A 14,118-nucleotide genomic window follows, 5' to 3' on the forward strand; every position below is an offset into this window, starting at 1 on the left:
GAAGCGGATGCCGGTCGCCCGGCCACGCGGATCGCCGCGTCGATGATCCGCTGCCGGCGCCCGGGGTCGTGACGGCGCGCCATCAGTGCGCCGCCCCGCCCAGGTTCAGCACCACCACGCCCGCGATGATCAGCAGGATCCCGCCTGCCTTGGCCGCCGTCAGCCCCTCCCCGAACAGCAGCAGCCCGAGGACGGCGATGGCCGCGGTGCCGGCCCCGGACCAGATGGCGTAGGCGGTGCCGATCTGCACGGTCTTCAGCGTCCGGGCGAGCAGCGCGAACGACACGACGTACCCCACGGCGGTCACCAGCGAGGGCCCGAGCCGGCTGAACCCCTCGCTGTACTTCATCGCCGTCGTAGCGGTGACCTCGGCCGCGATGGCACCCGCGAGCAGCAGATATCCCATGTGTACGAGCGTACACAACGGCTGGATCCGCCCCCACGCGGCGAGGCATTGGGCATCATGAGGGTCCGGTCGCGCACATGGCAGGTGAGGAACATGGGGGAAGAGGCCAGGTATCCGGAGTTCGGTGCCGCGGTGAAGAGCCTCGTAGCCGATTCGGGCCTCACGCTCGACCGCATCGCCGCGGAGTCCGTCAGGGCCCGCCGCACGCGACTCACCCGTACCACCCTCAGCAGCTGGCAGACGGGCCGGAGCCGGCCGCGGGACTGGGCGGCCCTGGCCACCCTCCTGAGCGTGGTCAGGGAGCTCTCCTCCCTGCCGCCGGACCGCGTCAGGGAGGATGCCTGGGGCGCCCTGTACCGCAAGGCGACGGCCCACGACGCGCCGCCGCCGACTACGTCGCCCGCCAGTCCCACGCGCTCCTCGGCGGCGGAGGCCGACCCCGTCCTCCTCGGTGTCCGGCGAACCAGCGAGCCGGCCGGGCACGGACCCCTGCCTCCCTATGTGACACGGGACGCCGACGCCGGAATCGACAGGGCCCTGGCAGCGGCGGCGGAGACCGGCGGCCTGGTGCTGATCCGCGGCGACTCGGCCAGTGGGAAGACCCGTGCCGCCTTCGAGGCCCTGGTCCGCGTCCTGCCGGACCGCCGTCTCCTCCAGCCCCGGCGTCACAGCTCCTTCGGCCCGTGCGTGGAAGCCGCCCGTGCCTCGGCGCGGCGAGGCGAGCACTGCGTGGTCTGGCTGGACGATCTCGAGCACTACCTGGGCCCCGCCCAGCTCGACGAGGTCGCGCTGCGTCAGCTCGTGCTCTGCGGGACCGTGCTCATCGCCACCATGCGGCTCTCGGAGCACCATCGGCGTGCGCCCCGGACGACGGGAACGGCCAAGGGCGACGACGCCTACGCCAGGATCGACCTCAGCGACCCCGTCCTCAAGGCGGCCGACGTCATCGATCTGCCACGGAAGTGGAGCGACGGCGAGCTGGCCCGCGCCGGAGAACAGACGGACCCCCGGCTGCGCGAAGCGCTCGCCCATCACCGGCGCTACGGCATCGCCGAATACCTGTCCGCCGGACCTCACTTGTGGGACCGCTGGCGCAACGCCCGTTACGCGGGCGGCAACACGCGCGGACACGCGCTGGTGAGCGCCGCGGTCGACCTGGCCCGCGCGGGCCTCGGCCCCGTGCCCATCGGCCTCGTCGCCTCGCTGCACACCGCTTATCTCGCGGACGAGGAGAGCGCGATGCTCATGCCCGAGCCGCTGGAGGAGGCCGTGGCATGGGCCACGCGGGATCCGCTCGGGGTGAGCCGGCTCCTGATGCCCGCCGGGAAGGATCTGTGGCGCCCGTTCGAGTACCTGGTCGACAGGGTGGCGCAGCTCCCCGACGCGCCTCCGGTACCGGACTCCGTCCGCGAGGCCGCCGTACGCCACGCGAGCTCGGTCCACGAACGCTACAGCGTGGGGGTCTCCTGCTTCGAGGCCGGGCGGAAGGACATGGCGTTCCGCGCCTTCCTCCCGTCCGCGGAATCGGGGCACGTCGACTCCATGCTGTACGTCGGCTCGATCCTGCTGGACCAGGGCAAGGAAGCGGCGGCGGAGATCTGGTGGCGTCGTCTGGCCAGGGCCGGCAACACCCACGGCATGCTCAACCTCGGCGTGCGCCACTCCAGGAAGGGGAGGCACAAGAAGGCGGAGAAGTGGTGGCGGCGGGCCTACGAGGACGGCCTGCCGGACGCGGCGGCCAGACTCGCCCAAGTACACGAGGACCGTGGCGAGCAGGAGGAGGCGGAGCGGCTCTGGAACCTCGCGCTCGAAGCAGAGGTCCCGGATGCCTTCTTCCGCTTCGGCCTGCTGGCCGGGCAACGGGAGGACCACGCCGAAGCGGAACGGCTCTACCTCGAAGGTGCGAGGCGCGGGCACCGGGAGTCGACCACCAACCTGGCCAAGCTCTACTACTTCGTGCAGAACCGGCCGGACGAGGCAGAGAAGCTCTACCTCATCGCCGCCGATGCCGGGGACAGCGTGGCGATGCGCGCGCTGGGGCTCATCACCGAATGGCGCGGGCGGATGCATCCCGCGAACGAACCCGCGGAGGAACGCGAGCAAAGGTTCGCAGCCGCGCTGGGCCGCCTGTTCGAGGACGCCGAGCGGGAAGGCAGGTGGGACACCGCGGCGAAGAGCGCCAAGGCCTGGTACCAGCGGGCCTTCGTCCACGGTGACCTGCTCTCCCTCCGCCTCTTGGGGAATCTGTACCATCGCCGCGGCAAGTACGGGAAAGCCCACAAGTGCTACCGCCGGGCAGCCGAGTTGGGCGACCCGGCTTCGGTCGCCTATTTCAACCGGCCGGTACTGGCATACACCGAGCCGCTTGACGTCCCTTCCACCGACGAGGAGGGGGACGGGCCGTGGGTGCCGAGTCCGCGCACCCTGCGCGTGCTTGAGGCAGCGCTGAACATCGAGGCCGACATGTTGGCCGAGGGGCTGCGGAGACTGGGGGAGGAGCCGGTCACGGCCGACCGGTGGACCGGGGGCTGCTTCGACGAACTGCCCGCACAGACCTGGGACCAAGGGCTGGAGTGGCGTCGCCTGATGATCCGCGCCTTCGACGACCTTGCCGACGACATCAAGGCCGGCGGTGTCCCCCGTCCTCGCTGCACCGGGGAGGAAATGGCACTGCACCTGGCCCTTGAACATGCCGCTGCGATCACCGACGACGCCCCGGACCTCGCCGAAGAGTTCACGGAGGGCCTGCCCGAACAGCCGGACGACTACGACTGGTTCGCCTGCAAGGACCTCCTGTTCGAGGACCACGACGTCCTGATGCTCTACGAGCCCTGGATGGAGGGGATCGAGAATCCCGACAACGCGGTGAACCGGCACTTCGACATGGTGCACCTGCGGCCGGACGACTGGTTCGAACCCTTCCGTCCGGACGACGCACGCGACCCGGACCGTCCGTCCCGGTACTGATCCGGACCGCCCCGGATTTCCCGTCCACCCTTCTTGACCTGCGACAACCAGCCGCCGAGGGGTTCGGGCACCGGCCGGACACCGCCGCGTGGGGGTTCGATCGTCCCGTCCTTCCACCGCACCCCGTCGAAAGGCCGGCCGTGTCCCTGCCCGAGTTGCTCGTCGTCGTGATCGTCCCGTTGGTCTTCACCGTGGTCCTGCTGGTGGCCTTCCTCGCCGCACTGCGGGGGCTGCGGGGGGACCAGCGCATCGCCGCCTTCCGGGTCTTCGTCCGGGCGCTGCGGCGATGACAGCGTGAAGGCTCCCTGGAGCGTCTCCAGGGAGCCTTCACACAAGAGGGGTGCCGCGGTTCAGACGTTGAAGCCCAGCGCGCGGAGCTGCTCACGGCCGTCGTCGGTGATCTTGTCCGGACCCCACGGCGGCATCCAGACCCAGTTGATGCGCAGCTCGTTGACCAGTCCGTCGGTGGCGGACTTGGCCTGGTCCTCGATGACGTCCGTCAGCGGGCAGGCCGCCGAGGTGAGGGTCATGTCCACGGTCGCGATGTTGGAGTCGTCGATGTGGATGCCGTAGATCAGGCCCAGGTTGACGACGTCGATGCCCAGCTCGGGGTCGACCACGTCCATCAGGGCCTCGCGGAGCTCCTCCTCCGAGGCCGGCTTCATCTCTGCGGTGTCGGTCATGCCGTCTTCCTTTCGGCGTCGGCGCCACCCAGCGCCTGGGCCGTCGCGTCCTTCCACGCCATCCAGCTCAGGAGGGCGCACTTGACCCGCGCGGGGTACTTGGAGACCCCGGCGAACGCGACCGCGTCCTCCAGGACCTCCTCCATCGCGTCGTCGGGCTCGATCCTGCCCTTGGACTGCATCAGCTCCAGGAAGGTCTCCTGGATCCGCTGCGCCTCGGCCAGGTCCTTGCCGACCAGCAGCTCGTTGAGGACCGACGCGCTGGCCTGGCTGATCGAGCAGCCCTGGCCCTCGTACGACACGTCCTCGATCGTCGTGCCGTCGTACTTCACGCGCAGGGTGATCTCGTCGCCGCACGTCGGGTTCACGTGGTGCACCTCGGCGTCGCCATCCCTCAGACCACGCCCGTGCGGGTTCTTGTAGTGGTCCAGGATGACGTCCTGGTACATCGAGTCCAGCTTCACCTTGTCAGCACGCCTCTCAGCCGAAGAAGTTCCGTACGTGCTCCAGGCCGTCGACCAGAGCGTCGATCTCGGCCGGCGAGGAGTACAGATAGAACGACGCTCGCGTGGTCGCCGGAATTCCGTAGCGGAGGCAGACCGGACGCGCGCAGTGGTGGCCGACCCGGACCGCGATGCCCTGCTCGTCCAGCACCTGGCCCACGTCGTGCGGGTGGATGTCGCCGAGCGTGAAGGAGATCGCCGCGCCCCGGTCCTCGGCCGTCGTCGGACCGATGATCCTCAGGTCGGGCACCTCGGCCAGGCGCCGCACCGCGTACTCCGTCAGCGCGTGCTCGTGGGCGAGGATCTTTTCCATGCCGATCGAGTTCAGGTAGTCGATCGCCGCGCCGAGCCCGACCGCCTGGGCGATCGGGGGCGTGCCCGCCTCGAACTTGTGCGGTGCCGGGGCGTAGGTGGAGGAGTGCATCGAGACGGTCTCGATCATCTCGCCGCCGCCCAGGAAGGGGGGCAGGTCCTCCAGCAGCTCCTGGCGGCCCCACAGCACGCCGATGCCGGTCGGGCCGCACATCTTGTGACCGGTGAAGGCCACGAAGTCGGCCTGGAGCGCCTGCACGTCCAGCGGCATGTGCGGGGCGGCCTGGGAGGCGTCGATGCACACCAGCGCGCCGACCTCCTGGGCACGCCGGATGATCGTCTCGACCGGGTTGACCGTGCCCAGGATGTTCGACACCAGCACGAAGGAGACGATCTTCGTCTTCTCCGTGATGATCTCGTCGATGTTCGACAGGTCCAGCCGGCCGTCGTCCGTGAGGCCGAACCACTTCAGCTTCGCGCCCGTGCGCTGCGCCAGCAGCTGCCACGGCACGATGTTGGAGTGGTGCTCCATCTCGGTGATGACGATCTCGGTGTCCTGGTCCACCCGGTAGGGCTCGTCGGCCCAGCCGAGCATGTTCGCCACGAGGTTCAGCGACTCGGAGGCGTTCTTGGTGAAGATCACCTCGTCGCGGCTGGGCGCGTTGACGAACTCGGCGACCTTGTCGCGCGCGCCCTCGTACAGCGCCGTGGCCTCCTCGGCGAGCACATGCACACCGCGGTGGACGTTGGCGTTGTAGCGCTCGTAGTACTCGCTCAGGGCGTCCAGCACCTGGCGCGGCTTCTGCGAGGTCGCCGCGTTGTCCAGGTACACGAGCTTCCTGCCGTCGTGGACGACTCGGTCCAGAACGGGGAAGTCCTTGCGGATCGCCTCGGTGTCGAGGAGGCCCGGCAGCTGTGTCACGCGGATGCGCCACCCTTCACGTATGCCTCGTAGCCCTCGTTCTCCAGCTTGTCCGCGAGCTCGGGGCCGCCGGACTCGACGATGCGGCCGCCGGCGAACACGTGGACGTGGTCGGGCTTGATGTAGCGCAGGATGCGCGTGTAGTGAGTGATCAGCAGGGTGCCGACCTCGCCGGTCTCGCGGACGCGGTTGACGCCCTCGGAGACGATGCGGAGCGCGTCGACGTCCAGACCGGAGTCCGTCTCGTCGAGGATCGCGACCTTCGGCTTGAGCAGCTCCAGCTGGAGGATCTCGTGGCGCTTCTTCTCACCGCCGGAGAAGCCCTCGTTGACGTTGCGCTCGGCGAAGGACGGGTCCATGTTGAGGCGCTCCATGGCCTCCTTGACCTCCTTCACCCAGGTGCGCAGCTTCGGGGCCTCGCCGCGGATGGCGGTGGCGGAGGTGCGCAGGAAGTTGGAGACGGAGACGCCGGGGACCTCGACCGGGTACTGCATCGCCAGGAACAGGCCGGCGCGGGCCCGCTCGTCGACGGACATCTCCAGGACGTCCTCGCCGTCCAGGGTGACGGTGCCGCCGGTGATGGTGTACTTCGGGTGACCCGCGAGGGAGTAGGCGAGGGTCGACTTGCCGGAGCCGTTGGGGCCCATGATGGCGTGCGTCTCGCCCTGCTTCACGGTCAGGTCGACGCCCTTGAGGATCTCCTTCGTGGCGTTGTCGGCCTCGACGGTGACGTGCAGGTCTCGGATTTCAAGCGTTGCCATGGGTGCCTCAGGACTCCTGGGTGAGGGAGACGAGAACGTCGTCCCCTTCGATCTTTACGGGGTATACGGGGACGGGGCGCGTCGCCGGAAGGCTGTCGGGCTTGCCGGACCGCAGGTCGAAGCGCGAGCCGTGCAGCCAGCACTCGATGTGGCAGTCGTCGACCTCGCCCTCCGACAGCGAGACGTTCGCGTGGGAGCAGATGTCGTGGATCGCGAACACCTCGCCCTCGGTCCGCACGACCGAGACCGGCGTGCCGTCGATCTCCACCCGCTTCGGGGTGTCCTCCGACAGCTCGCTCAGCCCGCAGACGCGTACGAAGGTCGTCATGCGACCGAGGCCTCCAGCTCCGTCTCGATCCTGGCGATCAGCCGCTCCTCGATGTCGGCGACGCCGATCTGCTGGACCAGCTCGGCGAAGAAGCCGCGGACCACCAGACGGCGGGCCTCGTGCTCCGGGATGCCGCGGGCCATCAGGTAGAAGAGCTGCTCGTCGTCGAAGCGGCCGGTGGCGGAGGCGTGGCCGGCGCCGACGATCTCGCCGGTCTCGATCTCCAGGTTCGGCACCGAGTCGACGCGGGCGCCGTCGGTGAGGACCAGGTTGCGGTTCATCTCGTAGGTGTCGGTGCCCTCGGCCGCGGCCTCGATGAGCACGTCACCGATCCAGACCGCGTGCGCTTCGTCGCCCTGGAGCGCGCCCTTGTAGACGACGTTGGACTTGCAGTGCGGCACGTTGTGGTCGACCAGGAGGCGGTGCTCCTGGTGCTGGCCGGCGTCGGTGAAGTACAGGCCGAGCAGTTCGGCCTCGCCGCCGGGGCCGGCGTACGACACGCGCGGGTGCAGGCGGACGACGTCGCCGCCGAAGGTGACGACGACCGACTTCAAGGAGGCGTCGCGGCCGACGAGGGCGTTGTGCTGGGCCACGTGCACGGCCTTGTCGTCCCAGTCCTGCACGGAGACGACGGTCAGCTTGGCGCCGTCACCGAGGAGGTAGTCGACGTTGGCGGCGAGCACCGCGTCACCGGTGTGGTCGATGACCACGACGGCCTCGGCGAACGCGCCCAGCTCGATGACCTGGTGGCCGAAGCGGGTGCCGCCCTCGCCGCGCACCGTGATGCGGATCGGCTCGGTGAGGACGGTCTCCTTCGGCACGGTCACGACCGAGGCCTTCTCGAAGGACGAGTACGCCTGGGCGGCGACGCGGTCCACCGGCGTGCCCGCCTTGCCGAGCCGCGCGTCGTCGCGGCCGACGGTCTCGACGGTGACGCCCTCGGGGGCCTGCACCTCGACCGTGACGCCCTCGCCGGTGGCGGTGGCGGTGCCGTCGTGCAGCCCGCGCAGCCGCTCCAGCGGGGTGAACCGCCACTCCTCCTCGCGGCCGTGCGGGACCGGGAAGTCCGCCACGTCGAAGGACGGGGGCGCGCTCATGCGCGAGACGACGGTCGACTCCGCGGCGACCGCGATGGAGCCCGCGGTGGTGGAACCCACGGGGATGTTCTGGGCCTCAGCCATGGCTGTCGTATTGCTCGCTTTCTCAGGTCAGTGGCTTGACGGGGGACTGCCGGCGGTCAGCCGACCGCGCCCTCCATCTGCAGCTCGATCAGCCGGTTGAGCTCCAGCGCGTACTCCATGGGCAGTTCCTTGGCGATCGGCTCGACGAAGCCGCGCACGATCATCGCCATCGCCTCGTCCTCGGACAGACCGCGGCTCATCAGGTAGAAGAGCTGGTCCTCGGAGACCTTGGAGACGGTGGCCTCGTGGCCCATGGAGACGTCGTCCTCGCGGACGTCGACGTACGGGTACGTGTCCGACCGGGAGATGGTGTCGACCAGCAGCGCGTCGCACAGCACGTTGGACTTGGAGCCGGAGGCGCCCTCGCCGATCTCGATCAGACCGCGGTAGGAGGTGCGGCCGCCGCCGCGCGCCACGGACTTGGAGACGATGTTGGACGACGTGTTCGGCGCCATGTGGACCATCTTGGCGCCCGCGTCCTGGTGCTGGCCCTCGCCCGCGAAGGCGATGGACAGGGTCTCGCCCTTGGCGTGCTCGCCCATCAGGTAGACGGCCGGGTACTTCATCGTCACCTTGGAGCCGATGTTGCCGTCGACCCACTCCATGGTCGCGCCCTCGTAGGCGACGGCGCGCTTGGTGACCAGGTTGTAGACGTTGTTCGACCAGTTCTGGATGGTCGTGTAACGGCAGCGGGCGTTCTTCTTGACGATGATCTCGACGACCGCGGAGTGCAGCGAGTCGGACTTGTAGATCGGCGCCGTGCAGCCCTCGACGTAGTGCACGTAGGCACCCTCGTCGACGATGATCAGGGTCCGCTCGAACTGGCCCATGTTCTCCGTGTTGATGCGGAAGTAGGCCTGGAGCGGGATCTCGACGTGCACGCCCTTCGGCACGTAGATGAAGGAGCCGCCGGACCACACGGCGGTGTTCAGCGCGGCGAACTTGTTGTCGCCGGCCGGGATGACCGTGCCGAAGTACTCCTTGAAGAGCTCCGGGTGCTCCTTCAGCGCGGTGTCGGTGTCCAGGAAGATGACACCCTGCTCCTCCAGGTCCTCGCGGATCTGGTGGTAGACGACCTCGGACTCGTACTGGGCGGCGACACCGGCGACCAGGCGCTGCTTCTCGGCCTCCGGGATGCCCAGCTTGTCGTAGGTGTTCTTGATGTCCTCGGGCAGGTCCTCCCAGGACTCCGCCTGCTTCTCCGTGGAGCGCACGAAGTACTTGATGTTGTCGAAGTCGATGCCCGAGAGGTCGGAGCCCCAGTTCGGCATCGGCTTCTTCTCGAAGAGCTTCAGGCCCTTCAGGCGCAGCTTGGTCATCCACTCCGGCTCCGACTTCTTGCCGGAGATGTCGCGGACGACCTCCTCGCTCAGGCCGCGCCTGGCGGAGGCACCGGCCACGTCCGAGTCGGCCCAGCCGTATTCGTACTTGCCCAGGCCCTCCAGCTCAGGGTGGGCAGTCTCCGTGGGGAGAGTCATGCGGGGTTCCTCCCGGCCGTGCTTGCAGGTGCGTCAGTGGAAATCTTGGGGATGAACGTCGTGCAGACGCCGTCGCCGTGCGCGATGGTCGCCAGTCGCTGGACGTGGGTGCCCAGCAGCTCCGCGAAGATCTCCGTCTCCGCCTCGCACAGCTGCGGGAACTGTTCCGCGACATGGGCGACCGGGCAGTGGTGCTGGCAGAGCTGCTCGCCGACCGGTGCGCTGCGCGCCGTAGCAGCGTACCCGTCCGCGCTCAGGGCCTTGGCCAGTGCTTCGGCGCGCTTGTCGGGGGTCGCCGACTCGATCGCCCGGCGGTAGGAGCGCGCCTGGGCGGCGACCCGGGCCCGGGCGAAGGCGGCGACCGCCTCGGGGCCGCCCTCCCGTTCGGCGATCCAGCGGAGCGCGTCCGCGGCGAGCTTGTCGTAGGACTGGTCGAAGGCGTCCCGGCCGCAGTCGGTGAGCGCGAAGACCTTGGCGGGGCGGCCACGCGTGCGCGTGCCGTACACCCGCTGTTCGCGGGCCTCCACGACGTCGTCGGCGACCAGGGCGTCCAGATGGCGCCGGACGGCCGCCTGGGTCAGTCCCAGCCGGCCGGCGAGTTCGGCGACGGTCGACGGCCCGTGGTCCAGGATGGAGCGCGCGACCCGGTTGCGCGTGGAGCGCTCACCGGTCGCTAGCTCCTCCTGAGGGGCCCCCGTGGGGGTCTCCCGAGCCTCGCCGACGTTTTTCACAACGCCATTGTTGCGTAATTCCGCGGGGCCTGACAAGCGAGGTCCGGATCATCAGGCGGTGCCCTGTGTCACTTAGGTATACCTAATGTGACCTGGGGAAATGATCTTCCGCCGATCATTCCAAATGGTCATCATGGCCGAACCGGTGGCGCCGCGGAGTGCCGTCCGGAAGACTCGCGAACCATGCCCGCACCCCCTCCCACCGGCCCACTTGTCACCCGGGACACCCTCGCCACGGATCTGCGCCTGCTCGGCGTCGAGAACGGCGAGATCCTGCTCGTGCACTCCTCGCTCAGCTCGCTCGGCTGGGTGAACGGGGGCGCGGTCGCGGTCGTCCAGGGACTCCTCGACGCCCTCGGCCCCGCCGGCACCCTCGTCGTGCCCACCCAGACCGGCGACCAGTCGGACCCCGCCCTGTGGGAGAACCCGCCCGTGCCCGGGGAGTGGTGGGACCGGATCCGCGCCACCATGCCCGCGTACGACCCGCTCGTCACCCCCTCGCTCGGGGTCGGCGTGATCCCCGAGACCGTGCGGACCTGGCCCGGCGCCCTGCGCAGCGCCCACCCCCAGACCTCCTTCGCCGCGCTCGGCCCCCGCGCGCGGGAGATCACCGAGGGCCACGCCCCGGACTGCCGGCTCGGCGAGGAAAGCCCGCTGGCGAAGCTGGAGGAGCTGGGCGCCCGGGTGCTGCTGCTCGGCGCGGGCTACGGCTCCTGCACCGCCTTCCACCTGGCCGAGTACCGGATACCCGCCCCGCGCGTGGAGGTCGGCCGGCCCGCTCCCGGCGGGGGCTGGGAGACGGTGGTCGAGGTGTCGATCAGCTCGGACCGGTTCGACGAACTCGGGCGCGACTTCGAACGGGACCGGCCGGTCGTCCGCGGCCGGGCCGGCGGCGCGGACGCCCGGCTGTTCCCGGTGGCGGACGCCGTGGCCTACGCCGGGCGGTGGCTGGAGTCGCACCGGCCACGGGAGGGGGACATCCCGTACCCGCCCGTCTGAACCGCGTGCCCTCTCCCTACACTCGGGCCCATGCGAAGTGAGCCCGTGGTCCAGGTAGCGGCCCTGGTGAAGCGGTACGGCACGAAGACCGCGGTGGACGGCCTCGACCTGGTGGCCCGGCCGGGCGTGACCGCCGTGCTCGGCCCGAACGGCGCCGGGAAGACGACCACGGTCGAGACCTGCGAGGGGTACCGGAGGCCGGATTCCGGCACGGTGCGCGTCCTGGGCCTCGACCCGGTCCGGCAGGCCGCCGAGCTGCGGCCCCGCGTCGGCGTGATGCTCCAGTCCGGCGGTGTGTACTCCGGCGCCCGCGCCGAGGAGATGCTCCGGCACGTGGCGAAGCTGCACGCGCACCCGCTGGACGTGGACGCGCTGATCGAGCGGCTGGGGCTCGGCTCCTGCGGGCGCACGAGCTACCGGCGGCTCTCCGGCGGCCAGCAGCAGCGGCTCGCGCTCGCCATGGCCGTCGTGGGCCGCCCGGAACTGGTGTTCCTGGACGAGCCCACCGCCGGCCTGGACCCGCAGGCCCGCCGGGCCACCTGGGACCTGGTGCGGGACCTGCGCGCCGACGGCGTCTCGGTGATCCTCACCACGCACCACATGGACGAGGCCGAACAGCTCGCCGACGACGTGGCGATCATCGACGGCGGCCGGGTCATCGCCCAGGGCTCCCCGGAGGAGCTGTGCAAGGGCGGCGCCGAGAACACCCTGCGCTTCACCGGCCGCCCCGGCCTCGACATCGGCTCGCTGCTCAAGGCGCTCCCGGCCGACTGCACGGCCGCCGAGCTCACCCCGGGCGGCTACCGGGTGGTCGGCAAGGTCGACCCCCAGCTGCTGGCCACCGTGACCTCCTGGTGCGCCCAGCACGGGGTGATGCCCGACCGGATCTCGGTCGAGCGGCACACGCTGGAGGACGTCTTCCTGGAGCTGACCGGCAAGGAGCTGCGCTCGTGACCACGGGTACGTACACACCGAAACCCGGAGCCGCCCCGCTCCCCCGCATGATCGCGGCGCAGGCGGCGCTGGAGACGAGGATGCTGCTGCGCAACGGCGAGCAGCTGCTGCTGACGGTCGTGATCCCGACCCTGCTGCTGGTGCTCTTCAGCTCCGTCGACATCGTGGACACCGGCAAGGGCGAGGCGGTCGACTTCCTCACCCCCGGTGTGCTGGCGCTGGCCGTGATGTCGACGGCGTTCACCGGGCAGGCCATCGCGACAGGCTTCGAGCGCCGCTACGGCGTGCTCAAACGGCTCGCCTCCTCGCCACTGCCGCGCTGGGGCCTGATGACCGCGAAGACGGCGTCCGTGCTGGTCACGGAGGTCCTCCAGGTGGTGCTGCTGACCGTGATCGCCTTCGCGCTGGGCTGGTCCCCGCACGGCAACCCGGCCGCCGTCGTGGCTCTGCTCGTCGTCGGCACCGCCGCCTTCTCCGGGCTCGGCCTGCTGATGGCGGGCACCCTGAAGGCGGAGGCGACCCTGGCCGCCGCCAACCTGGTCTTCCTGCTGCTGCTGGTGGGCGGCGGGGTGATCGTGCCACTGGAGAAGTTCGGCTCGGCGGGCGAGCGGATCCTGGGCCTGCTGCCCATCTCCGCCCTCTCCGACGGCCTGCGGGACGTGCTCCAGCACGGCGCCGGCATGCCCTGGGGCGACCTGGCCGTCCTCGCCGTGTGGGCGGTCGCCGGCCTGGCCGCGGCCGGACGGTTCTTCCGCTGGGAGTGACCCGGGCCCCGCGGGAGGCGGGATCCCGTCCGCGAATGACCCTTCCGTGAGCAGGAACACCCCCATCGGAGTGACCCTCGTGAACGCGTGCACAAGCGGCGGCCTACGATGGTGCGCGTGCCTAAGCTGAACCGCGCCGACGCCGAAGCCGCCCTGCGCAATCCGCTCGCCTTCATCGCCGCCCGCTGGACCCCGGGTGCCCGGACCGTCCGGCGGGCGGCCCTCGCCGCGCTCGTCATGTCGGTGGTCATCGTGGTCACCGGCGGCGCCGTGCGCCTGACCGGCTCGGGCCTCGGCTGCCCGACCTGGCCCACGTGCACCGACGACTCGCTGACCACCACCCGGGCCATGGGCTTCCACGGGGTCATAGAGTTCGGCAACCGCATGCTGACGTACGTGCTGTGCGCCGCCGTCGGCTGGGCGATCATCGCCGCGCGTTCCGAGAAGCCGTGGCGGCGCGGCCTGACCCGGCTGGGCTGGGCGCAGTTCTGGGTCGTCATGGGCAACGCCGTGCTCGGCGGCATCGTCGTCCTGGTCGGCCTGAACCCGTACACGGTCGCCGCGCACTTCCTGCTCTCCACCGCCCTGATCGCCATCGCGACGGTGATGTGGCAGCGCACCCGGGAGGGCGACGAGGCCCCGCGCCCGCTGGTCGGCAAGGCGGTGGCGCAGCTGGTGTGGTTCCTGGTGGCCGCGTCCGCGCTGCTCATCGCGGTCGGCACGGTGGTGACCGGGGCCGGGCCGCACGCCGGTGACTCCAGCGAGGTCGAGCGCATCCCCATCGACTGGGAGACCGTCTCCAAGCTGCACGCGGTGCTCGCCTGGATCGTGGTCACGCTGACGTTCGCGCTGTGGTTCGTGCTCAAGGCGGTCGACGCGCCGAAGGCACCGCTGGCCCGCACCCGGGAGCTGTTCGTCGTCCTGCTGTGCCAGGGCGCCATCGGCTACGTCCAGTACTTCACCCATCTCCCGGAAGCCCTGGTGGCCGCCCACATGCTGGGCTCCACGGTGATGTGGATCTGGGTGCTGCGGGTGCTGCTGGCGCTGCGCGAGCGCCCCGAGACCCCGCAGGACCTGCTCCTGACGGACACGGCGGCGGCCTACCTGGGCGCGGGCTGGCTGCTGCTGG

Annotated in this window: 15 protein-coding genes and 1 pseudogene; 6 read left to right on the forward strand and 10 right to left on the reverse strand. The window is 70.3% G+C overall.

Translation table 11 applies throughout. From position 1 onward, the window contains the following. Positions 1-83: pseudogene (locus H5J33_RS37300) on the reverse strand (TetR family transcriptional regulator); the annotation flags it as partial. Next, complete coding sequence (locus tag H5J33_RS08705) at positions 83-406, reverse strand: multidrug efflux SMR transporter (RefSeq protein WP_181794305.1); 324 nt, start codon at positions 404-406, stop codon at positions 83-85. The gene H5J33_RS08705 and the pseudogene H5J33_RS37300, both read right to left, overlap by 1 nt. Before the next feature lie 93 nt (positions 407-499). Between H5J33_RS08705 and H5J33_RS08710 the strand changes: the two genes are divergently transcribed. After that, positions 500-3,373 carry a tetratricopeptide repeat protein gene (locus tag H5J33_RS08710; RefSeq protein WP_181794306.1) on the forward strand — a complete coding sequence of 958 codons (2,874 nt, stop codon included), beginning with the start codon at positions 500-502 and terminating at the stop codon, positions 3,371-3,373. A 140-nt stretch (positions 3,374-3,513) separates the two neighbouring features. Further along, positions 3,514-3,663 (forward strand): hypothetical protein, encoded by a 150-nt coding sequence (locus tag H5J33_RS08715; protein WP_181794307.1) that lies wholly within the window; start codon positions 3,514-3,516, stop codon positions 3,661-3,663. Between the two features lie 60 nt (positions 3,664-3,723). Here the strand turns inward: H5J33_RS08715 and H5J33_RS08720 are convergent, their stop codons facing one another. From H5J33_RS08720 to H5J33_RS08755, 8 genes are read right to left on the reverse strand one after another with little or no spacing between them, the layout of a single operon-like run. After that, positions 3,724-4,056, reverse strand: coding sequence for a metal-sulfur cluster assembly factor (locus H5J33_RS08720; RefSeq protein WP_030792219.1), 333 nt, complete (start codon positions 4,054-4,056; stop codon positions 3,724-3,726). Beyond that, complete coding sequence (sufU, locus tag H5J33_RS08725) at positions 4,053-4,520, reverse strand: Fe-S cluster assembly sulfur transfer protein SufU (protein ID WP_181794308.1); 468 nt, start codon at positions 4,518-4,520, stop codon at positions 4,053-4,055. The genes H5J33_RS08720 and sufU overlap by 4 nt, the downstream gene beginning before the upstream one ends. 16 nt (positions 4,521-4,536) lie before the next feature. Further along, the gene (locus H5J33_RS08730; protein ID WP_181794309.1) at positions 4,537-5,793 is read right to left on the reverse strand and encodes a cysteine desulfurase; all 1,257 of its coding nucleotides are present in this window, start codon (positions 5,791-5,793) and stop codon (positions 4,537-4,539) included. Further along, positions 5,790-6,554, reverse strand: a complete 765-nt coding sequence (sufC, locus tag H5J33_RS08735) for a Fe-S cluster assembly ATPase SufC (RefSeq protein WP_030617891.1) — start codon at positions 6,552-6,554, stop codon at positions 5,790-5,792. The genes H5J33_RS08730 and sufC overlap by 4 nt, the downstream gene beginning before the upstream one ends. 7 nt (positions 6,555-6,561) lie before the next feature. Beyond that, a complete protein-coding gene (locus H5J33_RS08740) occupies positions 6,562-6,882 on the reverse strand; it encodes a non-heme iron oxygenase ferredoxin subunit (protein WP_181794310.1) in 321 nt (106 codons plus the stop codon). Further along, positions 6,879-8,063, reverse strand: a complete 1,185-nt coding sequence (gene sufD / locus H5J33_RS08745; RefSeq protein ID WP_181794311.1) for a Fe-S cluster assembly protein SufD — start codon at positions 8,061-8,063, stop codon at positions 6,879-6,881. The genes H5J33_RS08740 and sufD overlap by 4 nt, the downstream gene beginning before the upstream one ends. A gap of 56 nt (positions 8,064-8,119) precedes the next feature. Further along, positions 8,120-9,541 (reverse strand): Fe-S cluster assembly protein SufB, encoded by a 1,422-nt coding sequence (gene sufB / locus H5J33_RS08750; protein WP_181794312.1) that lies wholly within the window; start codon positions 9,539-9,541, stop codon positions 8,120-8,122. Further along, positions 9,538-10,272 (reverse strand): ArsR family transcriptional regulator, encoded by a 735-nt coding sequence (locus H5J33_RS08755; protein WP_181794313.1) that lies wholly within the window; start codon positions 10,270-10,272, stop codon positions 9,538-9,540. Before H5J33_RS08755 ends, sufB begins: the two co-directional genes overlap by 4 nt. 183 nt (positions 10,273-10,455) lie before the next feature. Between H5J33_RS08755 and H5J33_RS08760 the strand changes: the two genes are divergently transcribed. The 4 genes from H5J33_RS08760 to H5J33_RS08775 form a co-directional block, all read left to right on the forward strand. Then, the gene (locus H5J33_RS08760; protein WP_181794314.1) at positions 10,456-11,271 is read left to right on the forward strand and encodes an aminoglycoside N(3)-acetyltransferase; all 816 of its coding nucleotides are present in this window, start codon (positions 10,456-10,458) and stop codon (positions 11,269-11,271) included. Between the two features lie 30 nt (positions 11,272-11,301). Next, entirely contained in the window at positions 11,302-12,225 is a 924-nt protein-coding gene (locus tag H5J33_RS08765; RefSeq protein ID WP_181794315.1) for an ABC transporter ATP-binding protein, read from the forward strand. A 47-nt stretch (positions 12,226-12,272) separates the two neighbouring features. After that, the gene (locus H5J33_RS08770; protein ID WP_181794316.1) at positions 12,273-12,989 is read left to right on the forward strand and encodes an ABC transporter permease; all 717 of its coding nucleotides are present in this window, start codon (positions 12,273-12,275) and stop codon (positions 12,987-12,989) included. A gap of 108 nt (positions 12,990-13,097) precedes the next feature. Further along, a partial coding sequence (locus H5J33_RS08775) for a heme A synthase (protein ID WP_258564968.1) occupies positions 13,098-14,118 on the forward strand: 1,021 nt, incomplete at its 3' end.

Origin of the sequence: Streptomyces sp. WELS2, from assembly GCF_013870595.1 — a bacterium.
In the GTDB taxonomy this organism is placed as follows: Bacteria; Actinomycetota; Actinomycetes; order Streptomycetales; family Streptomycetaceae; genus Streptomyces.